The organism is Agrobacterium genomosp. 2 str. CFBP 5494 (assembly GCF_900013495.1).
GTDB lineage: Bacteria > Pseudomonadota > Alphaproteobacteria > Rhizobiales > Rhizobiaceae > Agrobacterium > Agrobacterium pusense.
In genome coordinates, this window is record NZ_LT009718.1 from 749,712 (window position 1) to 775,623 (window position 25,912).

Genomic DNA, 25,912 nt, shown 5'->3' on the forward strand with positions numbered 1-25,912 from the left:
CATCTTATCGGCGAAACCTATTTAACTCTAACGTAAACGTCAATATTGCTGCCGCACATCTCGCCAACTCGTGATGGAAAACGCATTTTCCCCGTCTTTTTTGACTTTAATCCTGATTTGAGCGATCAACATAATTCGCAAAGCAGGGCAGGATTGGAAATGGCAGGCAGCGCAGCGCTAGAACTGAAATCGGTGGGCAAGAAATTCGGTGATACGGATGTATTGTCCGACATCGATCTGTCCGTCGAAAGCGGTGAGATCATTTGTCTTGTAGGGCGCTCCGGCTGCGGAAAATCAACCTTGCTGCGTATCATCGCAGGTGTGGAGACACCCGATAAAGGCAGCATTTCCCTGAACGGCGCCGTCGTGGCCGGGTCTGGAGTTTTCATCGAGCCCGAAAAGCGCAATATCGGTTTCGTATTTCAGGATTATGCGCTCTTCCCGCATCTTACCGTCGAGCAGAACGTCATGTTCGGCCTCCGCTCGCTGCCGAAAGCGCAGGCCCGGGCGCGCACTGCGGAGATGATCGAACATGTGCATCTCAAAGAACTTGCGAAACGTTATCCGCATACGCTGTCGGGCGGTGAGCAGCAACGCGTCGCGCTTGCCCGTGCACTCGCCCCGCAGCCTGGCCTTCTGCTGATGGACGAGCCTTTTTCCAATCTGGACAGGGGATTGCGTGACGATGTGCGCGATGAGACGCTAGGTCTTCTACGCCAGCTGGGCACGACGGCAATCATGGTTACCCACGATCCCGAAGAAGCGCTTTCGGCGGGCGATCGCGTGGTTCTGATGCAGCGCGGACGGATTGTGCAAAGCGGCACGGGTTATGAAATCCACGACAATCCCAAGACCCGCTATGCCGCTGATTTTTTCTGCGCCTTCAACAAGATTGAAGGACGGGTAAGGCAGGGTCGCGTGGAAACGCCGCTTGGCCTGCTGGGGGATGCCTCCGATCTGCCCGATGGCCTCCCGGCGGTTGCCTATGTTCGGCCCAATGCGATTTCGATTATCGAAGACGCCGCGAAAGAAGGTATTGCTGGCGAAATATCGAGCCGGGTCTTCCTGGGGGAGATCGAACAGCTCGGCATCGCCGTGCCCGGATTACCAGCTGATCTTCGCGTCAGAACAATGCAGCGTACAGCCGCCAAGACGCGGGCGATACGCTTCGGAATTGATCCGAAGGGCGTGCTGATATTTACCTGAAGTTGAATGAGCTCGTTTGCATGTTCGTTTTCTCCCCGTTTTCAACTCTTGGTGATCAAAAGCCGGCGGAAAATGGCGAAATAAAACTTGATTTGTATCATCATGTATGATGTCTGCTCCCCCTATTGCCGTTATCGGAGAGGGAGACAAAACATGAAGAAATTTACCGGGTTCGCCCTGCTTGCCAGCACGGTTGCCTTTGCAGCCGGCGCAGCCAATGCCGCTGAACTCAATATCTATACCACCCGCGAGCCGGGCCTCATTCAGCCCCTCCTGGACTCCTTCACCGCTTCGAGCGGCGTGAAGGTCAATACCGTGTTTTTGAAGGACGGCCTCGCGGAGCGTGTTCTGAGCGAAGGCGCGAGTTCGCCGGCTGACGTTCTGATGACGGTAGACGCCGGCAATCTTGTCGATCTCGCTGAAAAGGGCGTAACGCAGGCGGTCGAATCCGAGACCCTGAGCAAGGCCATCCCCGCTGAACTGCGCGATGCCAAGGGTCACTGGTTCGCGCTTTCCATGCGAGCCCGCGTTCTGTATGCAGCCAAGGACCTCGATCTCGCTTCCTTCAATTATGAAGATCTCGCTGATGCGAAGTGGAAGGGCAAGGTCTGCATTCGCGCCGGACAGCATCCCTATAATACGGCGCTGTTTGCGGACTACATCGCCCATTATGGCGCTGAAGACACCGAGAAGTGGCTTGCCGGCGTCAAGGAAAACCTCGCCCGCAAGGCAGGCGGCGGTGACCGCGATGTCGCCAAGGACATCCTCGGCGGCATTTGCGATATCGGTATCGCCAACTCCTATTATGTCGGCCTGATGCGCTCGGGCAAGGGCGGCGAGGAGCAGGTGAAGTGGGGCGACGCCATCAAGGTGGTTCTGCCGACCTTCAAGAATGGCGGCACGCAGGTCAATATCAGCGGCGCAGCCGTGGCGAAAAATGCGCCGAACAAGGCGGAAGCCGTCAAGCTTCTGGAATATCTCGTTTCCGACGAAGCCCAGAAGATCTATGCCGAGGCCAACTACGAATATCCGGTCAAGCAGGGCGCGGCTCTCAACGAGATCGTCGCTTCGTTCGGCACGCTGAAGATCGATAACAAGCCGCTGACGGAAATCGTATCGCATCGCAAGCAGGCGAGCGAGCTGGTCGACAAGGTCGGTTTCGACAAGTAAAGGCCAATCAGCGATAACATGTGAAAGGCGTTCGCAATTGCGGGCGCCTTTCCGCGTATTTTCCAGAAGCACATGAACCCAGACGCCACCCAGCCATTGACACCTCGTGCCCGAGCCAGATTTTCATCCTCCTTCTGGTGGCTGTGCCTTTCAGTGGTGGCGGTTTGCAGCGCCATGGTTCCGGTTATGGCGCTTGTCTTGCAGGCGTTGCAGGGTTCTGATGGCCTTTGGTCGCATCTGGGCTCAACCGTGCTCTGGACGGCGCTTCCGGATACGGCGATCCTTCTTGCCGGTGTCGGGCTGCTGGCAGGTATCGTCGGAACCTGTGCCGCCTGGCTGGTCACCGCCTATGATTTTCCCGGCCGCAAAATATTGGAATGGGCGCTGCTGCTGCCGCTGGCCATGCCCACCTATATCGTCGCTTACGCCTATCTGGATATTCTGCATCCCATCGGGCCTGTGCAGGGCGCGATCCGCTGGCTGCTCGGCTATTCCAGCCCGCGTGAATTCCGTCTTCCGGACATAAGGTCCATGACCGGATGCATCGTCCTTCTCGGCTTCGTGCTGTTTCCCTATGTCTATATTCCCGTGCGCGCCATGTTCCTCACGCAGGCAGGCAACCTGCTGGAAGCGGCGCGCACGCTCGGAGTCTCCAGAGGTGCGGCTTTCTTCAAGGTAGCGGTGCCGCTGGCGCGCCCGGCGATTGCGGTCGGCGTCAGCCTTGCCTTGATGGAAGCGCTGAACGATATCGGCGCGTCCGAATTTCTTGGCGTCCGCACACTCACCGTCTCCGTCTACACCACCTGGGTCACGAAATCCGACCTGCCGGGTGCGGCGCAGATTGCGCTTTCCATGCTGTTCATCGTTGTCGCCCTCGTGGCGCTTGAGCGCTGGGCGCGACGCAAGCAGCGCTACGCGGTCTCTGCGCAGAAAAGCAGGCAACTGGAGCCGCTGCGGCTCAATGGCCTGAAGGGTTGGGCCGCTTTCTTGTTGGGCAGCTTGCCGGTCCTGATCGGTTTTATGGCGCCAGCCAGCTATCTCGTCACCGAGGCATGGAAACGGTTTCGTTTCAACGGATTGTCCCCCCGTTTTGCCGATGAGGCCCTGAACACCATCGTCTTTGCCGGGGTGGCGACGGTGATCACCCTCATCCTCGGCCTTGTCGTCGCTTACACCATGCGCCTTGCGCCGGGCCGCCTGTCGCTCTGGTCCTATCGTCTTTCGACGGTGGGATATGCTGCCCCCGGAACGGTCATCGCCATCGGCGTCCTGATCGCGCTCGGCGGCTTTGACCGCTTTGTCGACGAGACCATGCGCGACTGGTTCGGCATATCGACAGGCCTCATCTTCATCGGCAGTGGCGCCGCGCTGATCTACGCCTATTCCGCACGTTTCCTTACCATTGCCGCCGGTGGGGTGGATGCTGGCCTCAGCCGCATCCCGCAGTCCTTCGATCACGCCTCGCGAACGCTCGGGCGATCCGCGACGCAGACATTCCGACACGTCCATCTTCCGCTTTCCAAGGCCTCACTTGCGGCTGCGGCACTGCTGATCTTCGTGGACTGCGTCAAGGAGCTTCCCGCTACGCTCCTGTTGAGGCCGCTCAATTTCGAAACCTTTGCCACCCATCTTTATGGCGAAGCGGCGCGTGGCACCTACGAGGAGGCGGCCATCGCAGCGCTGGCAATCGTCGTCATCGGCATGCTTCCGGTCATGCAACTTGCAAGGATCGGCCGGCGCAAGAACTGACATTGAAGCTCCGCTGGATAAATTGCGGCGCAAAATTGTGCGAGAGGCCAATAAGCTTCAAATCCACCCAGAAAACGACAAGCATCGGGCCTTAATCCTGATGTAAATACTCAGCTTAATTGAGGTGCTGCGACCCTTGGGATATCAATATGGTCGCGATGTTTTCGGGGCATATCTTGAAAAATTTGCATGGGATGTTTTTGCGCCATCTGGCTTTGGGAACGGCTGCCGTAGTTTTGCTGGCGCCTGCGATGGTGCACGCGCAGGACACAACCGTCCTTCAGCAGATTACCGTTGACGGGCAGGGCGCGGAAAACGCAACCGGTCCCGTCCGGGGCTACGTCGCGAAGAAAAGCGCGACGGGTTCAAAAACCGAGACGGAAACCAGAGATATTCCGCAATCCGTATCGGTCGTCGGCCGCCAGGAAATGAACGATCGCGGTGCGGTGACGAAGATCGACGAGGTGCTGCGGTATACTCCAGGCGTGACGGCGGAGCCCTTTGGCACGGATCCGGATACGGACTGGTTTTACATTCGCGGTTTTCAGGCCACCCAGACTGGGGTGTTTTTGGATGGGCTGAACCTGTTCAGTTACGGTTTCGGCGGTTTCCAGATGGATGCCTATGGTCTGGAGCGGGTTGAAGTCCTGAAGGGGCCTGCGTCGGTGCTCTACGGCGGCGCCAATCCCGGTGGCATCGTTGAGATGATCCGCAAGCGCACCCAGGAGGAACCCGTTCGCGAAACGGAAATCGGCATCAATAATTTCGGCGACGCTTTCTTCGGTTTCGATCTCGGCGACAAGGTGGATGATGAGGGCGTATGGAAATACCGCGTCACCGGCAAGGTCTCGGGCGGCGACAACTATACGAATTACTCCGAGGATTTGCGCGGCTTCATCATGCCGCAAGTCACTTTCGAGCCGGATGCGCAGACAAGCGCCACGCTCTATGGGTATTTTTCGGCGCTTGACCAGGTGCATGTGGGCAACGGTTTCCTGCCTTATGTCGGCACCGTGGCCGACGCGCCCTTCAGCAAGCTCAACCGTGAAGCCTTTTATGGTGAGCCGGACCTTGATAACGGCCGCGTCTATCAATCGATGGTGGGCTACGAGGTCAGCCATGAATTCGACAATGGCTGGAAGATCAGTCAGAACGCCCGTTATGGGCATCTGTACAAGCACGAGACCGGGCCCTATTCCGGCGGCTGGGCAAATGCCGATGCCAACGGCCAGCCGAGACTCGATCCGATCACCAAGGACTATATGCTGACCCGCTTCGGTTACGACGGCGTGTCGAAGGTCGATAGCTTCGGTGTGGATAACCGACTGGAAGGCCAGTTCGATACCGGCGCCGTCAGCCATTCACTGCTCTTTGGTCTGGACTATAAATATTACCGGCTGGATCAGGTGCAGGCCTGCTGCGGGTCGAATGCGATCGGCGCGCTCAATCCGGTTTACGGTTCGGCGCAGGGAACGAATTTCGTTTATGCCGATAACATCGTGACACAACAGCAGATCGGCATTTATGCGCAGGACCAGCTGCGGTTCGGAGATGGCTGGCTTGTGACGCTGAATGGCCGTTACGACTATGTCGATACGGAGCTGAACAACAGATTGCCGACGGGCCTGTCCCGCCGCTCCAGTGACGACGCGCTGAGCGGCCGCGCCGGCCTTGCCTACGAATTCGACAATGGCCTGACGCCCTACGTCTCCGCCGCCACCTTCTTTAATCCGCTTATCGATACGCTTGCAGACGGCACACCCGCCGTGCCGGAAGAAGGCCACCAGTTCGAAGCCGGCATCAAGTACGAGCCGACGTTCTTCGATGGCAGCATCACCGCCTCGGTCTTCAAGCTGGTCAAGGATAATGCTATCGTGTCCTATACGGCGGGTGGGGTGACCACCAGCGGCCAGTTCGGACAGGTCGAATCCACCGGCTTCGAGCTGGAGGCCAAAGCCAATCTCGATGAAAACTGGAAGGCACTTGCCTCCTATTCCTACACCGATATCGACATTACCCGCGATGCCAATCCAAATCTCATTGGCAAATCGCCATGGATCGTGCCCGCCCATACCGCTTCGCTGTGGCTGGACTATGCTTTCACCACGGATATACTTGACGGACTGAGCATCGGCGGTGGTGTGCGGTATCAGGGCAAATCCTGGGCGGATGCGGCGAATACATTGCGCGTTCCTGACGCCGCTGTTTTCGATGCCGCGGTCCGTTACCAGAAGGACGACTGGACCGCATCCATCAACGTCGCCAATGTCTTCGACAAGGAATACGTCAAGGGCTGCGCCGGTGTCTCCGTCTGCGGCTGGGGTGACAGCCGAACCATCACCTTCAAGCTTTCCAAGAAGTGGTAAGGCCTGGTCAAAGGCCGCAGTTGCGGGAAAATTGGTTTGCCACTATAAACATGAATAAACTTATCATATTATAGTGGCGCCATGGCGCGCCATGCGGGATCGAGAAGCCATGGCTTTCCGCGTGCGGATGGAAAATGAGATCGACGGTTTTGCCGTTATAGGCGGCCCGCGCTCAAGGGTCTGGAACGGCATCGTTGCCGATCTCTGGGACGTGCGTTGTGCACCGAAAGCAGGTGGACGTTATGTCGGCAAGGACCCGCGTTTTGTTTTTCTGCTGGAGATGGATGGAAAGGATGATGGCAGGTTCGTCATGAACGGCTGCCGCCGCGACAAGTATACCGCCTCCGCGGTGAACCGTATTTCCTTCGTGCCTGCCGATCTGGATGTGCATGCGGAGTTGAGCAACGTTTCCTTCCTCCGCCACCTCGATCTGCACTTCGACGCTGGACTGCTGGGGGCTCGGTTGGTGCAGGGTTTCGATCCGCACGGTTTGCTCGACCCGCATCTGATGTTCGAGGATGAGCGCCTGCTGGCGCTGGCGCGGTTGATCGCAGCCGAATGCGACAATCCCGATCCGCTGCACGATCTCTATGGCGAGAGCCTCGTGCTGGCGCTGCTGACGGATTTTCTGAAAGTGAGGCGGGAGCCGGTCAAAAAGCGCAGCAAGCTCGCCGCCTGGCAATTGAGGGCGGCGACGGATTATATTCGCGAACATTGCCTTCGGTCGATCCGGCTTGAGGAACTTGCGGAACTTACAAACCTGTCGCAATCCCATTTCAGCCATGCCTTCAAGGCCTCCACCGGCGTCCCGCCGCACCAGTGGCAGATGCAGGCGCGTATTGATCGGGTCAAGGATCTGATGATGCGAACCGAGATGGGGCTTACCGACATTGCCATCGCAGCCGGATTTTCCGATCAGGCGCACTTCTCCCGCGTCTTTCGAAAGATGGTCGGAGTGTCCCCCTCGGTCTGGCAGAGGAGCCGCCAGTAGCTGCCCTTTGTTCCGTTCTTTCTCCAAAAAATTCCCTGACGGCATCCGAAACGCACCGGAACGATTTCTCCGGCGACGGGTTTACAGACGTGACCCATTGAGGAAATCAAGGAGGAAACTATCATGTTGCATCAGGAACCCCGCGCCGGCCAGGACCCCTATGTGAAGGACACGCCCAGCCTCATCGCCAGCGACAAGGTGGAAGGCACCCGCGTTTACGGCGCCGACGGCAAGCATATCGGCTCGATCCAGCGCATCATTCTTGAGAAGCGCGGCGGCCGTGTGGCCTATGCGGTGTTGAGCTTCGGCGGTTTTCTCGGCATTGGCGACGATTATTATCCATTGCCGTGGGAAAAGCTGCATTACGACGAAGAGCTCGACGGCTACCGCATCGACCTGACAAAGGAACAGATCGAAAATGCCCCGCATTTCGCCAATCTCGACGATGACGAATTGCTCAACGCAAGGGATCGTAAGGTCTACGACTATTACGGCGTCGCCCCTTACTGGATGTAAGGCGAATAATCTTGCCAACGGGCATTGTGGCGTTTTCAGCTGATTTTCAGCCGGAAACGCCTGACAAAAACGGCTCCTGAAGGAGCCGTTTTTTCTGCATTAATGTGGGTTCTTCTGCATGTCGGAAACCGCATCTGTGAAGCACTTACGCGCTTCCTCCGGCGATTTTCGCCCGTCAAGTGCAGCGCGGCAGGCACTTCTGGCTCTCACGAAACTCAATCCGCGCCGATTTGGCCAGCCTTCGGTCAACAATGTCAGTGCTTCGAATGGGCCGGCGACGACACTCTTGCCGTTCGCATCCAGATTGACCTCAACAGGCTCTGTCCATCTCTCGTTATTCATCGTGCACCTCCCAGAGCAACGCGATCCCGAAACAAACCCGACAGCGGAGCAACCCATGAACGCTGTCCTGTGTCACTACCGCCTAGGATAAGCGCAAGCAATGGAATTGACAACGGTGATCAGCGGAAGCCGAAAAACGAAAGGATCGCCAGGACGATAACGACGAGGCCGACGATGTAGATGATCTGGTTCATGATTTTCTCCTTGTCTATGTCATCACCATAACGTGAAGGAGAAGATGCGGTTCCAGAAGCACATGATAATTTAATCACGTGCTAAAAAATTGCGGACATTCCATCGTCACGCGATGCGGAACGTCACCTCCGCACGATCACCCAGATCGCGTGTATGATGCCGGGCACATAACCGCACAGCGTCAGAAGAATGTTGAGCCAGAAGTGCAGCCCCAGTCCGACCTGGAGAAATACACCAACCGGCGGCAGGATGATGGCGATGAGAATACGAATAACGTCCACGATGACAGGCTTTCCGGTTGACTGTTGACCAGCCGGAGAACGTGTGTGGGGCGATTTGGTTTCACTTAAACACGGACGTGCTTTTTGAGATGGATTGTGTTTGAAAATGGTGCCGCTTACGTGACTCGAACACGTGACCCCATCATTACGAATGATGTGCTCTACCGACTGAGCTAAAGCGGCCCGGTTGTGATCCGTCTGTCACGGATCAGCTTCATGGCGGGCTGATACAGGCAATGCCGACGGATTTCAAGCCTTGAATGCGTGGCTTTTGAAATTTCCGCAAAAAGCTTTGCCTGTCCAATGTTTAAGGGGGCGTATCAGGCTAAGGCGCAGATGCGGCCCCTCGCAACCTCGTATTCCTGGACCAGCCGATCAACCAGAGCCGCTACCGGCTCCACCGCCTTGACCGCGCCAATACCCTGGCCCGCGCCCCATATGTCCTTCCAGGCTTTTGCGCCGCCGGAAGCCGATTCGAAATCCATCTTTGAGGGATCCGCTTCCGGCAGCTTGTCGGGGTCGAGGCCGGAGGCGACGATCGAACTTTTCAGATAATTGCCGTGAACACCGGTGAAATAGTTCGAATAGACGATGTCTTTGGCCTGCGCATCGACGATTGCCTGCTTGTAGGCTTCGGATGCGCGGGCCTCCTGCGTGGCGATGAAAGGGGAGCCGATATAGGCCATGTCCGCGCCCATCGCCTGTGCCGCGAGGATGGAGCCGCCATTGGCGATGGCGCCGGCAAGCAGCAGCGGGCCATCGAACCACTCGCGGATTTCCTGCACGAGAGCGAAGGGAGAAAGTGTGCCCGCATGGCCGCCGGCGCCCGTCGCGACGGCGATCAGCCCATCCGCGCCCTTGCGGATGGCCGACCTTGCATGGCGATCGTTGATGACATCGTGCAGGACGATGCCGCCATAGGAATGCACGGCCGCATTGACTTCCGGCACGGCACCGAGCGAGGAAATAACCACCGGGACCTTATATTTCACGCAAAGGCCGAGATCATGTTCCAGTCGCCGGTTGGACATATGCACGATCTGATTGACCGCGAAAGGCGCGGCCGGACGATCCGGGTTGGCCCGGTTGTGCGCGTCAAGCTCTTCGGTGATCATCGCCAGCCACTCATCGAGCTGGCTTTCCGGCCGCGCATTCAGCGCCGGGAAAGCGCCGATGATGCCCGCCTTGCATTGCGCCAGCGTCAGTTGCGGGTGCGAAATGATGAATAATGGTGACGCTATGACCGGAAGACGCAGATTGTCTTTCAGCACGGACGGTAGCATGGCTCCTCCCCCAGATTACGTTTACGCGCACGTAAGTCATTATCGTGTTCGGTGTCGGATTGGAAGCGAAAACAGTACCGCGAGGCGTCGCCGAACCTGCGTTCGTAGCGCCACAATAGATCGATTTTCCCCAAGACAATCCGGTCTTTATCACAAACGATGCTTGCGGAGGGGCGGCATAGCCGTTACCGAATCGTGAACCCATGGCGTAGCGCCGCATATTTTGCAAAGCGCATTAGAACAAGGATCGGTCGTGAGCGGACTGGAAACGGCAATCAGAAATGCTCTGGAAAAATCGGACAGATCGAACGCCGAAGTTCGTGCACGTATTTATCAATCGTCCCGTCAGGCGCTGGAAGCGGGCCTGCGCAAGCAGGGCATCGACGACCCGCAGATTGTTGCCCAGCAGCGCCAGCGGCTTGAAAGCCTGATCCACCTCATCGAGAACGAGGAACGCAACCGGCTTCTGGACAGGGTGGAGCAGCAATTGCGGCCGCCCGTGCAGGAAAGCGCGGCGCAGGATGATGGTTCCGTCTATCCCGTTTCGCAGCCGCCCCATCGGGATGAAGTGGCTGTCGAGCCGGAACTGCGCGGTGAAACGCGCGATGCGCGACCCGGTGCCGCCACGGCCCCGGAATCCCCCCGACCAGGCCGGCGCGGCGGAAAACCATCGAGGAGAGGTTCCAGCGCGGCTGACGCATCGCTTGCCTTCCGCCCCGAAGGTGCTGTTGGTCGCCGCAAGCGCCGCGGGCTTTTTGCCCGGCTTTTCATCTATGTCACGCTTCTGGCCTTTGTCGGTTTCGGCGCCTGGTGGGCCTATTCCTCGGGTGTCCTGCTCTCTCCGGAACAGCGGGATACCAGCGTGCCCAATCCGCCGGCGCAGGTGCAGGCAGAGGACTTTAATGGCGCCGAACCCGCCCCGAGCCTATCGGCCGGGCGTGGCTTTTCGGACGACTGGGTCGAGGTTTTTAATGCCGAGCGCGGTAATTCCGGAGTTTCGGCAGGTCCACGCGCCAATGTCGAAAATATCGCAACGCCCGCCGGCAAGGCAATTCGGGTGACGTCGAGAAGCGTGGCGCAGGATGGCGCCGTCAGCATCGAGGTTCCAGTCGAAGTGATGCGGGACATGGCCGGGAAATCCTCGACCATATCCATTACCCTGCAATCCTCCAGTGACCGGCAGACACAGGTGTCCGTCGCATGCGATTTCGCTACCTTGGGCGATTGTTCGCGCCACCGCTTTACGGCCACGGCCGAGCGCGCCGACATGCTGCTGAACGCGACATTCGAGCGTTCGCTGGCCCCCAACGCGCCGGGCAGGATTTTCATCAACAGCGATATCGATGGCAGTGGCCGCCCGGTTAACCTTTATTCCGTGCGCATCCTGCCGGGTCAGTAAAAGGGTACGAGCAGCCGCCAAAGGCGGCTCTCCTTATTTCCCTTCGGCTTTTCCGAGAAAATTCGGGCCCGCCCCCAATATCTTATTGTCGATCTCGCCGATCGCCTTCCTGTCCTTGCCTTCATAGTCCAGCGAATTGAGAATGTGGCGGATGAGATTGACCCGGGCCCGGCGCTTGTCATTGGCGCGTACCACCGTCCAGGGCGCGACATCGGTATGGGTCTTTTCCAGCATCTCGTCGCGCTTTTGCGTGTAGTCGTCCCACTTCGTCAGCGCGGCTATGTCCATGTCCGAAAGTTTCCAGCACTTCAGCGGGCTATGGCGGCGATCGTGGAAACGGTCGATCTGCGTTTCCCGTCCGATATCGAGCCAGAACTTGAAAAAGTGGATGTCCTCGTGGGCGAGCATCTTTTCCAGGCGCGGCGTTTCCTTGAGGAAGCGCTTATGTTCCTCGGGGGTGCAGAAACCCATCACCGGTTCCACTCCGGCCCGATTGTACCAGGAGCGATCGAACAGAACCAGTTCGCCTGCCGTGGGAAAATGCGAGATATAGCGCTGGAAATACCATTGCCCACGCTCGGTTTCCGTCGGCTTGGTCAGCGCCACGACGCGGGCATAGCGTGGGTTGAGATAAGAGCGGATCGCGAAGATGGCGCCGCCCTTGCCGGCCGCATCGCGGCCCTCGAAAACTGCCATGACCCGCTTGCCTGTGGCCTGGAGCCAAAACTGGACCTTCACAAGCTCGATCTGCAGCGCCTCCAGCGCGGCATCGTATTCCTCGCGCTTCATTTTTTTGTCATAGGGAAAATTGCCGGCCGAGAGCTTGTTTTCCTCCACCCAGTCGGGAAGAACCGGATCGTCGATGTCAAAGCTGCGCAGCTTTCCGCCAACGGTAATCTCGACTGTCCGCTTCTTCGTTTCATCGGCCATGGTTTCCTCCGGCTGTTGTTGTGTAAAGGCAACTCGCCGCCAATGAGTTCACATCGCCCGGCAGAATTCAAGCGAAAGAGGATTGCTTGAGAAAGCTGTGGCGGTGTGACGATTGCAGCGTGGAATTTGCACATATACGCTGTGGAAAATATGCGGTGATGAATCTCTGTCATGAAGCTGGCCTATGAGATTTCGATGCGCTGTCGAGCGAGAGTGGAAAGCAGGCTGAAATGGCAGTCATGGAAGGCGATGGTGGATTAAGGCTTTTGGCAAAGAAGCTTGGCCGGAACTGGCTGCCTGTGCTCGTCGTCAGCATGCTCGCCATTGTGGCAGTTTCCGAGTTGCACACGCCCTATATGCCGGCCGTCCTCTGGCTCTGCGCGGTCATCGCCATTCTGGCCGTTCGCGAAAAACCGGCCTTTTCCGAAAAGGCCAAAAATGCGGCCGGACAGGTGGATGAGCCTGATGTTCCGGCTGAAAGTGTCATTTCCGGCGTCAGGGCGGGCCTTGCCGTGCTGGATACGCCCGTTTTCATTCTCGATAAGAATGCCAGCGTGCTGTTTCAGAACGGCGCGGCCGAACGGGCGTTTGGTCAGCTTCCCGCCGGGGCGCATATTTCCGCAAGGCTGCGCTCGCCGGGCCTGCTGGATGTCATTCGCGAAACCATCGCCACCGGTGAGCCCAATCAGGTCGAACATTCCGAGCGTTTCCCCTCAGAACGGGTCTTCATCGTCCGTATCGCCCGTGCGGATATGGGCGAGGGGGCGGGCCCGCTTTTCTACATCCTGTCATTCCGCGATGTCTCGGAACTTCGCCGCATCGACCGCATGCGCAGCGATTTCGTCGCCAATGCCAGCCATGAACTGCGCACTCCGCTGGCTTCCCTGCGCGGTTTCATCGAAACCATGCAGGGGCCGGCACGCAACGATCCCAAGGCGCAGGAGCGTTTCCTCGCCATCATGCTCGATCAGGCAACCCGCATGAGCAGGCTCGTGGATGACCTCATGTCCCTTTCGAGGCTGGAGCTGCGCGCCAATATCGCGCCGGATCAGAAGGTCGATCTCGTTCCCGTCATAGGCCATGTGCGCGATACGCTTCTGCCGCTTGCCAACGAACTCGATGTCGATATCACCCTGCATCTGCCCGATGGTCCTGCGGAGGTGCAGGGAGATCGCGACGAACTGGTGCAGGTATTCCAGAACCTCGTGGAAAATGCATGCAAGTACGGCCAGGAAGGCAAGATTGTTGATGTCTGGCTGCGGGCTGAGCCCGGCAAGCCGGTAGAGGTGAGCGTCGTCGACCGGGGGCCGGGCATACCGGCCGAACATGTGCCGCGGCTGACGGAACGGTTTTATCGCGTCAGCGTCGCCGACAGCCGCTCCAAAAAGGGAACGGGGCTTGGTCTTGCCATCGTCAAGCACATTCTCACCCGCCACCGCGCTCGGCTCATCATTAAATCTGAACTGGGCAGCGGAACGGATTTTACCGTCAGATTCTGACATAAATACCCACACATACAAAATATCACGTAAATTTGCATTTTAAATCAATTATTTAGATTGTCACAAATCTTTCATTGAAGTGACATAAAAGGATGGGGCTACGGTGGTTAAGAAGAGGTCGCCGAGCGCATGCTAAGAGCGAGTGCCGCTATCGGCTGCGTCCACAAACAAGCCCACGACGGGAGAGACAAATGAACTTCGTTAAATTTTCCGCAGCAGCTCTGGTGGCTTCTGTCGCCTTCGCTGGCGCCGCCGCTGCTCGCGACCAGATCCAGGTTGCCGGTTCCTCCACGGTTCTGCCTTATGCCAAGATCGTTGCCGAGACTTTTGCCGAAACCTTCCCGAACTTCAAGGCTCCGGTCGTCGAGTCGGGCGGCACGGGTGGCGGTCTGAAGGCGTTCTGCTCGGGCGTGGGCGAAGGCACCATCGACGTCGCCAACGCATCGCGCAAGATCAAGAGCGACGAACTGGCCGCCTGTAAGGCTGCTGGCGTTACAGACGTTCAGGAAGTGAAGATCGGTTACGACGGTATCGTCTTCGCAATGGATTCTTCCAACAAGGACATCAAGCTTGAGCCGAAGGACCTTTACCTCGCTCTCGCCGCTGAAATCGTCAAGGACGGCAAGCTCGTTGCCAACCCCTATAAGAAGTGGTCGGAAATCAACAAGGAACTGCCGGATGTAGCGATCGCTGCCTACATCCCGGGTTCCAAGCACGGCACCCGCGAAGTCTTCGAAGAGAAGATCATGGCTGACGGCTGCAAGGAAGCCAAGGCGACCGACGTCATCAAGACGCTGATCACCGACGCCAAGCAGGCTGCTGCCAAGTGCGTAGCAGTCCGTAAGGATGGCGCTGCAGTCGACATCGACGGCGACTACACCGAGACGCTCGCTCGCATCGACGCCAACAAGACGGGCCTCGGCGTCTTCGGCCTCGCTTTCTATGAAAACAACGCCGACCGCCTGAAGGTCGCAACCGTTTCGGGCGTCGTTCCGTCCACTGAAACCGTTGCCAGCGGCAAGTACCCGGTTTCCCGCCCGCTGTTCTTCTACGTGAAGAAGGCTCACCTGGGCGTTATCCCGGGCCTTAAGGAATATGTCGAGTTCTTCGTTTCCGACGAAATGATCGGCCCGGATTCCCCGCTCGCAAATTACGGCCTGGTTGCCGCTCCGGACGCAGAGCGCGAAGAAATCCGTGCCAAGTTCTCGGCCGGTTCCACGATGTAATGAAGAAGGAGGGGTGCGGCCTGCCGCGCCCCTCATACCATCCGGTGCCTCTCAGCTTGGGCGAATGTCTCCGGTTGACAGTTCCTATTCATCGTCGTCCACATGATTGTCTATGGATTACAGATGGATAGGATGTATCAACCTTGACGCTTGCCGGACTTTGATACAGTCACTTGGCAGGCATTCCGGGATGGTCCAGCGGTCTCGTTTTGATGACTTTTTGATTTGCCCTATATCGCACCGTGCTCCTGCGGCACGCCGAGGGAACTCTAATGAACACATCGATCCTTTTGCTGATACTGGCGCTGATCGGCATCGGCAGTTATCTGCTCGGCAGCCGCCGTGCCGTTGCCCTGTCTGGTGGGCGTCCTTCCAGCATGCATTCCCGAGCCGGTTATCACGGTTCATACGCGGTCGTCTGGGCGGTACTGCCCGCGGCGTTCATTCTCAGCGTCTGGCTGATTATCAGCCCGCTCATCGTGACATCAGCGGTCCGCGGCGATTTCCCGGAAGACATCCGGGCGCAATCCGAAGCGCAGCAGAGCCTGACCTACGGCATGGTAACCTCCATCGCCCGCGGCCTTCAGCGGCTGACACCGGAAGAAACGGCGCAGGTCGATGCGGACACAAGCGCGGTGAGGCCTCTGCTTGCATCCAAGGGCGTGGCGATTGCCGGTGATCCGGAACGGTTCATGGTTGACGCCGCCCAAACGCTGAACACCATGACCGCCACGAGCCGTCTTGCGATGATCGCTGTCGTGCTGCTGGCCGCGCTTGGCGGCGCCACCTATGCGCTGCGGGCGATTGCACCGCGCTTCCGGGCACGCAACAAGGTCGAAAAGGTCATTCTCGGCGCTCTTCTTGTCGCATCTTCCATCGCTATCCTGACAACGATCGGCATCGTTCTGTCGATGCTGACGGAAGCGATCCAGTTCTTCAACATGGTTCCGGCTCACCAGTTCTTCTTCGGCACAGTGTGGGATCCGCGTTTTGCGGCTGCCGGTGCGACAGATTCATCGGGACAGTTCGGCCTGATCCCGCTGCTTGCCGGCACACTTTATATCGGCTTCGTCGCCATGCTGGTTGCCGTGCCCGTCGGACTGTTTTCGGCGATCTATATGTCGGAATATGCGTCACCCCGCCTGCGCTCGGTGGCAAAACCGCTGCTCGAGGTGCTCGCCGGTATTCCCACCATCGTCTACGGCTTTTTCGCGCTGACGACGGTCGGCCCTTTCCTCAGAGACATTTCTGCGCAGATCAACGGGCTGGCGACGGGTAACTACGCCAACTTCATCCAGGCGCAGAGTGTCATCACCGCCGGCTTCGTCATGGGTATCATGTTGATCCCCTATGTGTCGTCGCTGTCGGATGACATCATCACCGCCGTGCCGCGTTCGCTGCGCGATGGTTCGCTCGGACTTGGCGCCACGCGCTCCGAAACCATCAAGAGGGTCATTCTTCCGGCTGCTCTTCCCGGCATCGTCGGCGCCGTGCTGATGACGGCGTCGCGCGCCATCGGCGAAACCATGATCGTGGTTCTGGCGGCAGGTGTCGCTGCCCGACTGCAGCTTAATCCCTTCGAGCCCATGACCACGGTGACGGTCAAGATCGTCAGCCAGTTGACGGGCGACCTTGAATTCACCTCGCCGCAGACGCTGGTTGCCTTTGCGCTTGGCATCACGCTTTTCGCCATCACGCTTTGCCTGAATATCTACGCGCTTTACATCGTGCGCAAATACCGGGAGCAATATGAATGACCGACATCGCCTCTCCCGCAGCTGGTGCGAACGCCGTCAAGGCGACGCGTCGTGATATCGGCATCAAGCGCCGTTATGCCGCCGAACGCCGTTTCCGTGCTTATGGCATGGCAGCGATTTCCTTCGGCCTCATCTTTCTCTTCCTTCTGCTTTTCTCGGTTGTCTCCAAGGGTTACACCGCGTTCCAGCAGACGATGATCACCGTTCCGGTCGAGTTCTCCGAACAGATCATCGATCCCAAGAATGAGCGTGCCACCAATCCGGCCAAGCTTATGACGGCCAATTATCCCGTTCTTGCCCGTGATGCGGTTGCCAAGGTTCTGGGTGTCGCGCCAACGGACCGCACCGGTCTTCGTGCCGTCAACCTTCTGATCTCCGATAGCGTACGTACGCAGCTTCGCGATATCGTCGTTGCCGACCCCGCCGTTATCGGCACCACCCGCACGGTGACGCTGCTGGCCTCGGGCGACGTCGACAGCGCCTTCAAGGGCCAGGTCGATCTGACGGCGGATGAAGCCAATCGCCGTATCTCGAACCAGCAGCTCGGCTGGATGAACCAGCTCGCCGAAAGCGGGCAGCTTGGCAAGCATTTCAATACCGGCATCTTCATCAACGGCGCCTCGAGCCGTCCGGAAGCGGCGGGTGTCGGCGTGGCGCTGATTGGCTCCTTCTACATGATGCTGATCGTGCTGGTGCTGTCGCTGCCGATCGGTGTTGCGGCTTCGATCTACCTTGAGGAGTTTGCTCCGAAGAACCGTCTGACTGATCTCATCGAGGTGAACATCAACAATCTCGCGGCTGTTCCCTCGATCGTTTATGGTCTGCTCGGCCTCTCCGTCTTCATCAACTTCATGGGCTTTCCCCGCTCGGCCTCGCTGGTCGGCGGCCTCGTCCTGACGCTGATGACCCTGCCGACGATCATCATTGCGACCCGCGCTGCCCTGAAAGCCGTGCCGCCGTCAATCCGCGCCGCCGCCCTGGGCCTCGGCGCTTCCAAGATGCAGACGATCTTCCACCACGTGCTGCCGCTCGCCATGCCCGGCATCCTCACCGGCACCATCATCGGCCTCGCCCACGCGCTGGGCGAAACTGCGCCGCTGCTGCTGATCGGCATGGTGGCATTCGTAGCAAATTACCCGACAACGCCGATGGACCCGTCCACGGCCCTGCCGGTGCAGATTTACATGTGGGCGAATGAAGCGGAGCGCGCCTTTGTCGAAAGGACTTCAGGCGCTATCATCATCCTGCTTTTGTTCCTCATCGTCATGAATGTTGGCGCAATCCTGTTGCGTCGCCGCTTCGAACGGCGCTGGTAAAGGGAGATTGAGCAATGAACATGTTGTCGGAAGCAGCAGTTGAAAAGGCGCTGGACAAGAAAATGAATGAAGTCTCATACAAGATGATCGGCAAGGACGTTTCGGTTTATTACGGCGAAAAGCGCGCGCTTTACGACGTGAACCTCAACGTTCGCGAAAATACGGTAACCGCGCTTATCGGCCCGTCCGGCTGCGGTAAATCCACCTTCCTGCGTACCCTGAACCGTATGAACGACACGATCGACGGTTGCCGGGTCACGGGCAAGATCACGCTCGACACCGACGATATCTATGATCAGGCGATTGACGTCGTGGAGTTGCGCGCCCGCGTCGGCATGGTGTTCCAGAAGCCAAACCCTTTTCCGAAGTCGATCTACGAAAACATTTCCTACGGTCCACGCATTCACGGTCTCGCCCGCAACAAGGCGGATATGGACCAGATCGTTGAGCAGAGCCTTCAGAAGGCGGGTCTCTGGAACGAGGTTAAGGATCGCCTGCACGAATCCGGCACCGGTCTTTCCGGCGGTCAGCAGCAGCGCCTGTGCATTGCACGCGCCGTTGCCGTCAGCCCGGAAGTGATCCTGATGGACGAGCCCTGCTCGGCGCTGGATCCGATCGCCACTGCCAAGGTCGAGGAACTGATCCATGAACTGCGCACCAATTACACGATTGTTATCGTCACGCACTCCATGCAGCAGGCGGCACGTGTTTCCCAGCGTACGGCCATGTTCCATCTCGGTCACCTTGTCGAGGAAAATGAAACCGACAAGATGTTCACCAATCCGGATGACCAGCGCACGCAGGATTACATCATGGGCCGCTTCGGCTGATCGCGGCCGGCGCTTTATCGCAACCCAACAAGACTGGTGCCGCTGCGGGCCCGCTTCGGGCGGTCGCATGCAAGGCCAAGCCGGAGGAATAGACCGTGAACCAGACAACGACCCATTCGCATATTCTGTCTGCTTATGATGACGAACTGAAGTTCCTGACGCGACGCATCGCCGAGATGGGCGGTCTCGCCGAGCAGATGTGTGCTGACGCCGTGCGTGCGCTCGTCAATTCCGACGCCGCGCTTGCCCAGAAGGTCATTTCCGATGACGCTATCCTCGATCATTCCGAGCGGGAGATCGGCGACAAGGCCATCGTCACCATCGCCAAGCGCCAGCCGATGGCGGCAGACCTTCGCGAAATCATCGGCACCCTACGGATCGCCGCCGACCTCGAACGCGTTGGCGACCTCGGCAAGAACACCGCAAAACGCGTCATCGCAGTGGCCGGAACGGGCGTGCCGCGCAAACTCGCCCGCGGCATAGAGCACCTGTCGGAGCTGGCGCTGGTGCAGCTGAAGGAAGTCCTTGACGTCTATTCGACACGTTCCGCCGAAAAGGCCAATGCCATTCGCGAGCGCGACGAGGAAATCGACGCCATGTATACCTCGCTCTTCCGCGAGCTTCTGACCTACATGATGGAAGATCCGCGTAACATCACCACCTGCACGCATCTTCTGTTCTGCGCCAAGAATATCGAGCGCATCGGTGACCATGCCACCAACATCGCCGAGACGATCTATTACATGACCACCGGCAGCCAGCCGGAGGGCGAGCGTCCGAAGGACGACAGTTCCAACACGCTCGGTTCGGTGACCGAGTAACAGACAAGCAGTGGCTTGCGGAGTTAGCATATGGTGCCCAAGATTGCAGTTGTGGAAGATGAGGAAGCGCTGAGCGTCCTGCTTCGTTACAATCTCGAGGCTGAGGGATATGACGTCGACACCATACCCCGTGGAGACGAGGCAGAGATCAGGCTGCAGGAACGTATTCCGGATCTGCTCATCCTGGATTGGATGCTTCCCGGCGTTTCCGGTATCGAGCTGTGCCGTAGGCTCAGGATGCGGCCGGAAACCGAGCGCCTTCCCATCATCATGCTGACGGCGCGCGGCGAGGAAAGCGAACGGGTTCGCGGCCTCGCCACCGGCGCGGACGATTATGTGGTCAAGCCGTTTTCCACGCCGGAACTGATGGCCCGCGTCAAGGCCATGCTGCGCCGGGCCCGTCCGGAGGTTCTGTCTTCGGTGCTGAAGTGCGGCGATATCGAGCTGGATCGCGAGACGCATCGCGTTCACCGCAAAAGCCGCGAGGTGCGTCTCGGTCCGACGGAGTTCCGCCTGCTGGAATTCCTGATGACCTCTCCGGGCCGCGTGTTCTCCCGTTCGCAATTGCTGGACGGCGTCTGGGGTCACGATATCTATGTGGATGAGCGGACGGTTGACGTGCATGTCGGACGTCTGCGCAAGGCGCTCAACTTTTCCCATATGCAGGATGTCATCCGCACCGTGCGCGGTGCCGGATATTCGATGGAAGCCTGATCGGAACCGAACTGAGGGTTCCCCTCAGCATGACGTTCCGCCAGAATCGAAAGGCCCGAAACCGGAATGGTGTCGGGCCTTTTCATTTTGAACCTTCCGCAAGCACGATACTTTCATCTCTTTGACGAGCGGTTGAAGGTCTACCGAAATTCGGATTGAAGGGCGAAGCCCGACGACGATGAATAAGCCTTGGTGTTCTGCCGTCGCTGCCCGGGAAGCGCGGTATTTTGTCACAAAAAAACGGGCCCGAAGGCCCGTAGTTTTTGAGTGTCAAATGTGTGCCGCAACACTCAAGCCTTGCGGCGCTCGCTGACCGGTTGGTAGGCGAGTTTCGCATGGAATTTGCAATAAGGTGAAGATTCCAGCGCTTCACAGCCGCAGAAATGGAAATCGTCTTTCAGGGGGTCGCCGACCGGCCACTTGCAGGTGCGCTCCGTCAGTTCCGTCAGCGTCAGCCGGCGGGAGATCGGAGTAACGACGTTTCTGGACGGAACGTAATCGAGAATTTCTGCAGTTTCGATTCCGACCTCCTCCTGAAGAGCGGTCGCCGCGTTGGAGCGGGTCAGGATCCGAGCAGGTCCAGCGTTGACGCGGCCAGCGAAATTCGCCGTGCGCGGGGCAGGTGCAGCAGTCCGCTTGGGCGCAGAACGCGCCGACGTCACCGGGCCGCCAGCCTTGACGCGTCCGGGCAGATTAAGACGATGGACCTTACCGATCACGGCATTGCGGCTGACGCCGCCCAGCTGAGCTGCTATCTGGCTGGCGCTCAGTCCTTCGGCCCACAATTTCTTGAGTTTCTCGACCCGCTCGTCTGTCCAGTTCATGCCGCTTCTCCGCTTTTCGCGTGTATTTCGACAGAATCCTTCTCCGTCTCGCGGGCATGCCGCGAGCGTGGTTTCTGCCTGATTTTTGGTGACTAGTTCCGCCGCAATGCAGTCTAGTAATTAGCGATTAACCTAGTGCCACGCAGACTCCGTGGCAAGAGTCGCGGGAATCATCTCGAATCGATTTTCCGGTTTTCCCCAACTTGCTGGCGAGTTGAGTCAGAAAGGCAACGCCTTGGGCCTTGCGACCTGCCACCTACTAGGGCTTGAGAAGCCTAGGAAATACGGACTTTTGTTGACATCGGCAAGCGAAGTGACAATAGTGCCCCTGCCGCCGCGAGGCGGCATTTTTGATTTTCAGGCGAGGGATAACCCTCGAAGCCTATTGACAACCGTCTGACAGCGCATCCGCGCAAGGAGTGATACAGCCATGGCCGAAGCCGCCGCGCCATTGTTCGATACATTTGCAAGAGCCCCCCTCCGCTTCGAGCGAGGCGAGGGCGTCTGGCTGTACACGGAAAGCGGCGAGCGATATCTCGATTTTGCGGCCGGCGTTGCCGTCAATTCGCTGGGCCATGCCCACCCGCATCTTGTCGACGCGATCAAGACGCAGGCCGAAAAGGTCTGGCATGTCTCGAACCTTTATGAAGTTCCGGGCCAGGAAAAGCTTGCCAAGCGCCTGACGGAGGAAACGTTCGCAGACAAGGTCTTCTTCACCAACTCCGGCGCGGAAGCACTGGAATGTGCAATCAAGACCGCGCGTCGTTATCATTATTCCAAGGGCCACCCGGAAAAGTTCCGGATTATCACCTTCGAAGGCGCCTTCCATGGTCGTACGCTTGCAACGATCGCAGCCGGCGGCCAGCAGAAATATCTCGAAGGTTTCGGTCCCAAGGTCGAAGGCTTTGACCAGGTACCTTTCGGTGATGTCGATGCGCTGAAAGCCGCCATCACGGCCGAGACGGCAGCGCTTCTGATCGAGCCCATTCAGGGTGAGGGCGGTATTCGCGCACCCAGCAAGGAATTCCTGCAGCTACTGCGGTCGCTTTGCGACGAACACGGTCTGCTGCTGATTTTCGATGAGGTGCAGACGGGCGTTGGCCGCACGGGTAAGCTCTTTGCCTATGAACACACTGGTGTCGCCCCCGATATCATGGCGGTTGCCAAGGGCATCGGCGGTGGTTTTCCGCTGGGCGCATGCCTCGCGACGGCTGATGCCGCTTCCGGCATGACGGCGGGCGTGCATGGCACCACCTATGGCGGCAATCCGCTGGCCATGGCAGTCGGTAATGCCGTGCTTGATGTCGTCCTCTCGGACGGCTTTCTGGAAAAGGTTCGTGATGTCGCGCTGGTTTTCCGCCAGGGCCTTGCTTCGCTGAAGGACCGTTATCCTGACGTTATCGAGGAAATCCGTGGCGAAGGCCTGCTTCTCGGCATCAAGGCCAAGGTGCCCTCGGGCGAGCTGTTGCAGGCCATGCGCGCCGAGCATCTGCTGGGCGTACCAGCGGGCGATAATGTCATTCGTCTCCTGCCGCCGCTCGTCACCACGGCGGAAGAAGCCCGTGAGGGGTTGGCACGCGTGGAAGCGGCCGCCGCTTCCCTCACAGCGAAACAGGCAAAAATCGCCTGAGGAAACACTGAAGGGCGGGCCTCTTTCCTGGGGCTCGCAAGCATGGGACAGTTTGAAATGGCTTCACCTAAACATTTTCTCGACCTGTCGGCCGTCAGCTCGCAGGACCTGCGGGTAATTCTCGACGATGCCCGCGAACGCAAGGCGGCCACCAAGGCCGGAACGGCGGAAAAGCCGCTTGCCGGCAAGATGCTGGCCATGATCTTCGAAAAGCCATCCACGCGAACCCGCGTCTCTTTCGATGTGGGGATGCGCCAGCTTGGCGGCGAGACGCTTTTCCTCTCTGGTACGGAAATGCAGCTCGGCCGCGCAGAAACGATCGGTGATACGGCAAAGGTGCTGTCGCGTTACGTTGACGCCATCATGATCCGCACGACAGATCATTCGCGCCTGCTCGAGCTTGCCGAACATGCGACAGTGCCTGTCATCAACGCCCTGACGGATGACACGCATCCATGCCAGATCATGGCTGACATCATGACTTTCGAAGAACATCGCGGTTCGGTCAAAGGCAAGACTATTGCGTGGACAGGGGACGGCAATAATGTCCTGCATTCTTTCGTGGAGGGCTCGGCCCGTTTCGGCTACCGCATGACGATGGCAGTGCCGATGGGCTCCGAACCGCATGACAAGTTCCTGAACTGGGCCCGCAACAATGGCGGCGAGATAATGTTGTGCCACGATGCCGACAAGGCGGTGGCGGGCGCCGATTGCGTCGTCACCGATACCTGGGTCTCCATGAATCAGGAACACAAGGCGCGCGGCCACAACATCTTCCAGCCCTATCAGGTCAATGAAGCCCTGATGGCCAAGGCGGAAAAAGACGCGCTGTTCATGCATTGCCTCCCGGCTCACCGCGGCGAAGAGGTGACGGATGCGGTGATCGACGGCCCGCAATCGGTGGTCTTCGACGAGGCGGAAAACCGCCTCCACGCGCAGAAATCCATCATCGCCTGGTGCATGGGCGTCATCTGAAAATATCACCCGTTTGATCAACGTCGGGCGGGTGCTTGAACTTCTCGGCAGCGATTACCATCTGTTGGACTTCGAAGAGGCTCGTCGGTTTTCTGGCGGGCCCTCGTCACGATTTGCACGTTTTTCCCCGGAAGCGGTTTCTCTTCCCGGGTCTCTGTGCGACAAGCGGAAAAAGCACATTTCGAAAGCCGGACTTTTGGACGGTAGCGGCGCCACGGCTGCGCCAGGGAGTATGACATGGCAGATGTAACGGTTGAACTGGACGATCTCGATTTTGCTGGCGACGACAAGGTCGTGCCCTTTCAGGTCGAAGGTCTGGATGTGCGCGGCCGCGCCGTGCAGGTGGGTCCGCTGCTGAATGCCATTCTCGAGCGCCACGATTACCCGGCTGCGGTCGCCCGCCTGCTGGCGGAAGCGACCGTTCTGACGGCGTTGATCGGCACATCGCTCAAATTTTCCGGCAAGCTGACGGTACAGACCAAGGGCGACGGTCCGGTGGACCTGCTGGTGGCGGATTTCACCGCGCCGGAAAGCATGCGCGCTTATGCCCGTTTTGATGAGGAGCGGCTGGCGGAGGCGCTTGCGGCAGGGGCGACTTCGCCGGAACAATTGTTGGGCAACGGTATTCTGGCCTTCACGATCGATCAGGGCGTGGGCATGCAACCCTATCAGGGCATCGTGCCACTCGATGGCTCGTCGCTGGAAGACATTGCCGGGGTTTATTTCCGTCAGTCGGAGCAGCTTCCAACCCGTGTGCGCCTCGGTGTGGCCGAATTCTTCGATCGCGACGGGGAAGGCAAACCGCGTCATGGCTGGCGTGCGGGCGGCGTTATCGCCCAGTTCCTGCCGCAGGCGCCAGAGCGGCTGCGTATGCGTGACCTGCACGGCGGCGATGGCGATGAAGGCGGTCACGATGTGCAGGAGGACGATGCCTGGACGGAAGCCGTGACGCTTTTGAACACCGTGGATACGGACGAACTGACGGATCCGCAGGTGCCGGTGGAACGACTCCTCTTCAGGCTGTTCCATGAAAGCGGCGTGCGCATCTATGATCCGCAGTCCATTTTCGATCGCTGCAGCTGCTCGCGGGATAAGATCAAGGGCGTGCTCTCGGGTTTTACCGCCGAAGAGATCAAGGCAAGCGACGAAGACGGCGCGATTGCCGTGACCTGTGAGTTCTGCTCGACCACTTATCGCTACGATGTCAGTGAATTTGAAAACGCCTGAATAAGGGCCGCGCCTGCAAAGGCGCGGTTTTTCATGGCCTGCGGGTCAGTTCAAGACCCGCATCAGCCCCGGAGAATCCAGCGAAAAAGCGGGTATGGTGACGTTGAACACTTCTCCGCTTTCCGTTTCCATCTCGTAATGTCCGAACATAAGGCCGGACGGCGTGTCCAACGGGCAGCCGGAGGAATATTCGTAGGTGTCGCCGGGCTTGAGATGCGGTTGTTCTCCCACGACACCCGGTCCGTAGACTTCGTCCACCTGTCCATTCTGGTCAGTGATATGCCAATAGCGATTGACGAGAGTAACGGGAACATCCGAGTTATTCGCGATCACGACCTTGTAGCCCCAGACGTAGCGGTCGTCATCCGGGTCGGATTGTTCTTCGAGATAATACGGATCAACCGTCACCTCGATATCCCTTGTCAGAGCACGATACATACGCGCCACACCTCGATATTTTCCCTGCCCGCTTATCCTACACTATAGGCTCTGGCTATCGTCAAGAAAATGAATGACTTGAGGGGCAGGAGCTGTCTCCCCTTGCGCTGTTTTTTACCGTCAGGGATAACGGAAAAGGTAAATAATAGTTGCCTGATACTGGCTTTCGAGGCCATCAAACGCGACATGGCCCGGCGTTCCCGCGGGGCCATGTCGATTATTGA

At 58.5% G+C, this 25,912-nt stretch carries 23 protein-coding genes and 1 tRNA gene; 17 read left to right on the plus strand and 7 right to left on the minus strand.

Annotated elements, in window-relative coordinates; translation table 11 throughout:
• The first annotated feature begins 159 nt into the window (after positions 1–159).
• The 6 genes from AGR2A_RS03515 to AGR2A_RS03540 all read left to right on the plus strand — a co-directional run bounded on the left by AGR2A_RS03515 (position 160) and on the right by AGR2A_RS03540 (position 7,998).
• Complete coding sequence (locus tag AGR2A_RS03515) at positions 160–1,206, plus strand: ABC transporter ATP-binding protein (RefSeq protein WP_072493944.1); 1,047 nt, start codon at positions 160–162, stop codon at positions 1,204–1,206.
• A gap of 153 nt (positions 1,207–1,359) precedes the next feature.
• The gene (locus tag AGR2A_RS03520; protein WP_004439728.1) at positions 1,360–2,376 is read left to right on the plus strand and encodes a Fe(3+) ABC transporter substrate-binding protein; all 1,017 of its coding nucleotides are present in this window, start codon (positions 1,360–1,362) and stop codon (positions 2,374–2,376) included.
• A gap of 72 nt (positions 2,377–2,448) precedes the next feature.
• Entirely contained in the window at positions 2,449–4,125 is a 1,677-nt protein-coding gene (locus tag AGR2A_RS03525; protein ID WP_072528661.1) for an ABC transporter permease, read from the plus strand.
• Positions 4,126–4,283: 158 nt separating this feature from the next.
• Positions 4,284–6,491, plus strand: coding sequence for a TonB-dependent siderophore receptor (locus tag AGR2A_RS03530; RefSeq protein ID WP_072494854.1), 2,208 nt, complete (start codon positions 4,284–4,286; stop codon positions 6,489–6,491).
• 109 nt (positions 6,492–6,600) lie between these two features.
• Positions 6,601–7,482 (plus strand): helix-turn-helix domain-containing protein, encoded by an 882-nt coding sequence (locus AGR2A_RS03535; protein WP_072493946.1) that lies wholly within the window; start codon positions 6,601–6,603, stop codon positions 7,480–7,482.
• Between the two features lie 123 nt (positions 7,483–7,605).
• Complete coding sequence (locus AGR2A_RS03540) at positions 7,606–7,998, plus strand: PRC-barrel domain-containing protein (protein WP_004439734.1); 393 nt, start codon at positions 7,606–7,608, stop codon at positions 7,996–7,998.
• A 99-nt stretch (positions 7,999–8,097) separates the two neighbouring features.
• Here the strand turns inward: AGR2A_RS03540 and AGR2A_RS03545 are convergent, their stop codons facing one another.
• The 4 genes from AGR2A_RS03545 to AGR2A_RS03560 all read right to left on the minus strand — a co-directional run bounded on the left by AGR2A_RS03545 (position 8,098) and on the right by AGR2A_RS03560 (position 10,099).
• Complete coding sequence (locus tag AGR2A_RS03545) at positions 8,098–8,340, minus strand: DUF982 domain-containing protein (protein ID WP_072493947.1); 243 nt, start codon at positions 8,338–8,340, stop codon at positions 8,098–8,100.
• 317 nt (positions 8,341–8,657) lie between these two features.
• Positions 8,658–8,816, minus strand: a complete 159-nt coding sequence (locus AGR2A_RS03550) for a YqaE/Pmp3 family membrane protein (RefSeq protein ID WP_004439740.1) — start codon at positions 8,814–8,816, stop codon at positions 8,658–8,660.
• A 107-nt stretch (positions 8,817–8,923) separates the two neighbouring features.
• Positions 8,924–8,999, minus strand: a tRNA-Thr gene (locus tag AGR2A_RS03555).
• A 137-nt stretch (positions 9,000–9,136) separates the two neighbouring features.
• Positions 9,137–10,099: an NAD(P)H-dependent flavin oxidoreductase gene (locus AGR2A_RS03560; RefSeq protein WP_045532894.1), complete on the minus strand. Its 963-nt coding sequence runs from the start codon at positions 10,097–10,099 to the stop codon at positions 9,137–9,139.
• Positions 10,100–10,352: 253 nt separating this feature from the next.
• Here AGR2A_RS03560 and AGR2A_RS03565 point away from each other — a divergent pair, with 253 nt between their 5' ends.
• Positions 10,353–11,498 carry a hypothetical protein gene (locus tag AGR2A_RS03565; RefSeq protein ID WP_072493948.1) on the plus strand — a complete coding sequence of 382 codons (1,146 nt, stop codon included), beginning with the start codon at positions 10,353–10,355 and terminating at the stop codon, positions 11,496–11,498.
• Positions 11,499–11,531: 33 nt separating this feature from the next.
• Here the strand turns inward: AGR2A_RS03565 and ppk2 are convergent, their stop codons facing one another.
• Positions 11,532–12,428, minus strand: a complete 897-nt coding sequence (gene ppk2, locus AGR2A_RS03570; protein WP_072493949.1) for a polyphosphate kinase 2 — start codon at positions 12,426–12,428, stop codon at positions 11,532–11,534.
• A gap of 230 nt (positions 12,429–12,658) precedes the next feature.
• Between ppk2 and phoR the strand changes: the two genes are divergently transcribed.
• The 7 genes from phoR to phoB all read left to right on the plus strand — a co-directional run bounded on the left by phoR (position 12,659) and on the right by phoB (position 20,594).
• Positions 12,659–13,927 (plus strand): phosphate regulon sensor histidine kinase PhoR, encoded by a 1,269-nt coding sequence (phoR, locus tag AGR2A_RS03575; protein ID WP_072493950.1) that lies wholly within the window; start codon positions 12,659–12,661, stop codon positions 13,925–13,927.
• Between the two features lie 194 nt (positions 13,928–14,121).
• Positions 14,122–15,156 (plus strand): substrate-binding domain-containing protein, encoded by a 1,035-nt coding sequence (locus tag AGR2A_RS03580; RefSeq protein WP_004439763.1) that lies wholly within the window; start codon positions 14,122–14,124, stop codon positions 15,154–15,156.
• Positions 15,157–15,428: 272 nt separating this feature from the next.
• Positions 15,429–16,913 carry a phosphate ABC transporter permease subunit PstC gene (pstC, locus tag AGR2A_RS03585; protein WP_004439765.1) on the plus strand — a complete coding sequence of 495 codons (1,485 nt, stop codon included), beginning with the start codon at positions 15,429–15,431 and terminating at the stop codon, positions 16,911–16,913.
• On the plus strand, positions 16,910–18,229 hold the full coding sequence (gene pstA / locus AGR2A_RS03590) for a phosphate ABC transporter permease PstA (RefSeq protein WP_006698947.1): 1,320 nt from the start codon (positions 16,910–16,912) through the stop codon (positions 18,227–18,229). The genes pstC and pstA overlap by 4 nt, the downstream gene beginning before the upstream one ends.
• A 14-nt stretch (positions 18,230–18,243) precedes the next feature.
• A complete protein-coding gene (gene pstB, locus AGR2A_RS03595; RefSeq protein WP_003519986.1) occupies positions 18,244–19,059 on the plus strand; it encodes a phosphate ABC transporter ATP-binding protein PstB in 816 nt (271 codons plus the stop codon).
• Positions 19,060–19,154: 95 nt separating this feature from the next.
• On the plus strand, positions 19,155–19,880 hold the full coding sequence (gene phoU / locus AGR2A_RS03600) for a phosphate signaling complex protein PhoU (protein WP_004439770.1): 726 nt from the start codon (positions 19,155–19,157) through the stop codon (positions 19,878–19,880).
• Positions 19,881–19,910: 30 nt separating this feature from the next.
• Entirely contained in the window at positions 19,911–20,594 is a 684-nt protein-coding gene (phoB, locus tag AGR2A_RS03605) for a phosphate regulon transcriptional regulator PhoB (protein WP_003493692.1), read from the plus strand.
• Positions 20,595–20,884: 290 nt separating this feature from the next.
• Here phoB and AGR2A_RS03610 read toward each other — a convergent pair whose 3' ends face one another.
• The gene (locus tag AGR2A_RS03610) at positions 20,885–21,418 is read right to left on the minus strand and encodes a GcrA family cell cycle regulator (protein WP_072493951.1); all 534 of its coding nucleotides are present in this window, start codon (positions 21,416–21,418) and stop codon (positions 20,885–20,887) included.
• A gap of 430 nt (positions 21,419–21,848) precedes the next feature.
• On the opposite strand from AGR2A_RS03610, the gene AGR2A_RS03620 reads away from it, so the two are divergent.
• The 3 genes from AGR2A_RS03620 (at position 21,849) to AGR2A_RS03630 (ending at position 25,250) form a co-directional block, all read left to right on the plus strand.
• Positions 21,849–23,048: an aspartate aminotransferase family protein gene (locus tag AGR2A_RS03620; RefSeq protein WP_004439775.1), complete on the plus strand. Its 1,200-nt coding sequence runs from the start codon at positions 21,849–21,851 to the stop codon at positions 23,046–23,048.
• A gap of 57 nt (positions 23,049–23,105) precedes the next feature.
• Positions 23,106–24,023, plus strand: a complete 918-nt coding sequence (gene argF / locus AGR2A_RS03625) for an ornithine carbamoyltransferase (protein WP_072494855.1) — start codon at positions 23,106–23,108, stop codon at positions 24,021–24,023.
• Positions 24,024–24,260: 237 nt separating this feature from the next.
• Complete coding sequence (locus AGR2A_RS03630) at positions 24,261–25,250, plus strand: Hsp33 family molecular chaperone (protein WP_072493952.1); 990 nt, start codon at positions 24,261–24,263, stop codon at positions 25,248–25,250.
• Positions 25,251–25,295: 45 nt separating this feature from the next.
• Here the strand turns inward: AGR2A_RS03630 and apaG are convergent, their stop codons facing one another.
• On the minus strand, positions 25,296–25,688 hold the full coding sequence (apaG, locus tag AGR2A_RS03635; protein ID WP_006698948.1) for a Co2+/Mg2+ efflux protein ApaG: 393 nt from the start codon (positions 25,686–25,688) through the stop codon (positions 25,296–25,298).
• Positions 25,689–25,912 lie beyond the last annotated feature (224 nt).

Bases quoted from the DNA above. Each gene is read 5' to 3' on its own strand.
- AGR2A_RS03515 (WP_072493944.1), top strand. From the start codon at position 160: ATGGCAGGCAGCGCAGCGCTAGAACTGAAATCGGTGGGCAAGAAATTC.
- AGR2A_RS03520 (WP_004439728.1), top strand. From the start codon at position 1,360: ATGAAGAAATTTACCGGGTTCGCCCTGCTTGCCAGCACGGTTGCCTTT.
- AGR2A_RS03525 (WP_072528661.1), top strand. From the start codon at position 2,449: ATGAACCCAGACGCCACCCAGCCATTGACACCTCGTGCCCGAGCCAGA.
- AGR2A_RS03530 (WP_072494854.1), top strand. From the start codon at position 4,284: ATGTTTTCGGGGCATATCTTGAAAAATTTGCATGGGATGTTTTTGCGC.
- AGR2A_RS03535 (WP_072493946.1), top strand. From the start codon at position 6,601: ATGGCTTTCCGCGTGCGGATGGAAAATGAGATCGACGGTTTTGCCGTT.
- AGR2A_RS03540 (WP_004439734.1), top strand. From the start codon at position 7,606: ATGTTGCATCAGGAACCCCGCGCCGGCCAGGACCCCTATGTGAAGGAC.
- AGR2A_RS03545 (WP_072493947.1), bottom strand. From the start codon at position 8,340: ATGAATAACGAGAGATGGACAGAGCCTGTTGAGGTCAATCTGGATGCG.
- AGR2A_RS03560 (WP_045532894.1), bottom strand. From the start codon at position 10,099: ATGCTACCGTCCGTGCTGAAAGACAATCTGCGTCTTCCGGTCATAGCG.
- ppk2 (WP_072493949.1), bottom strand. From the start codon at position 12,428: ATGGCCGATGAAACGAAGAAGCGGACAGTCGAGATTACCGTTGGCGGA.
- phoR (WP_072493950.1), top strand. From the start codon at position 12,659: ATGGCAGTCATGGAAGGCGATGGTGGATTAAGGCTTTTGGCAAAGAAG.
- AGR2A_RS03580 (WP_004439763.1), top strand. From the start codon at position 14,122: ATGAACTTCGTTAAATTTTCCGCAGCAGCTCTGGTGGCTTCTGTCGCC.
- pstC (WP_004439765.1), top strand. From the start codon at position 15,429: ATGAACACATCGATCCTTTTGCTGATACTGGCGCTGATCGGCATCGGC.
- pstA (WP_006698947.1), top strand. From the start codon at position 16,910: ATGACCGACATCGCCTCTCCCGCAGCTGGTGCGAACGCCGTCAAGGCG.
- pstB (WP_003519986.1), top strand. From the start codon at position 18,244: ATGAACATGTTGTCGGAAGCAGCAGTTGAAAAGGCGCTGGACAAGAAA.
- phoB (WP_003493692.1), top strand. From the start codon at position 19,911: ATGGTGCCCAAGATTGCAGTTGTGGAAGATGAGGAAGCGCTGAGCGTC.
- AGR2A_RS03610 (WP_072493951.1), bottom strand. From the start codon at position 21,418: ATGAACTGGACAGACGAGCGGGTCGAGAAACTCAAGAAATTGTGGGCC.
- AGR2A_RS03620 (WP_004439775.1), top strand. From the start codon at position 21,849: ATGGCCGAAGCCGCCGCGCCATTGTTCGATACATTTGCAAGAGCCCCC.
- argF (WP_072494855.1), top strand. From the start codon at position 23,106: ATGGCTTCACCTAAACATTTTCTCGACCTGTCGGCCGTCAGCTCGCAG.
- AGR2A_RS03630 (WP_072493952.1), top strand. From the start codon at position 24,261: ATGGCAGATGTAACGGTTGAACTGGACGATCTCGATTTTGCTGGCGAC.
- apaG (WP_006698948.1), bottom strand. From the start codon at position 25,688: ATGTATCGTGCTCTGACAAGGGATATCGAGGTGACGGTTGATCCGTAT.